Origin of the sequence: Bartonella vinsonii subsp. berkhoffii ATCC 51672 (assembly GCF_902825225.1) — a bacterium.
In the GTDB taxonomy this organism is placed as follows: Bacteria; Pseudomonadota; Alphaproteobacteria; order Rhizobiales; family Rhizobiaceae; genus Bartonella; species Bartonella berkhoffii.
In genome coordinates, this window is record NZ_CADEAK010000326.1 from 1 (window position 1) to 389 (window position 389).

General features: G+C 39.8%; 1 protein-coding gene. It reads left to right on the plus strand.

Annotated elements, in window-relative coordinates; genetic code table 11:
- The coding region (locus J7R10_RS09465; protein ID WP_208436543.1) for a peptidylprolyl isomerase at positions 1 to 389 on the plus strand (389 nt) is incomplete at both ends.

Here is a 389-nt window from a genome sequence, read left to right on the forward strand (position 1 = left end):
GTGATTCTGATATTCTTGTCTTATCTCTTAAAAATGGAGATGTGGTTATTCGTCTTCGTCCTGATCTGGCACCAAGACATGTTGTACAAATCAAAAAGTTAACAAAGGGAGGTGCTTATAATAATGCTGTCTTTCACCGTGTTATTCCAGGTTTTATGGCACAGACTGGTGATGTGCAGTTTGGAAAAAAGGGGAGTGCAGATTTTGATGTAAAACGCGTTGGCACTGGAGCTTCAAATTATCCTAATATTCCCGCGGAGTTTTCAAAGCAGCCCTTTAAACGTGGTACTGCTGGGATGGCACGTGCACAAGATCCAAATTCTGCCAATCCTCAATTCTTTATTTGTTTTGATGATGCTTCTTTTTTAAATGGTCAGCATACTGTTGTT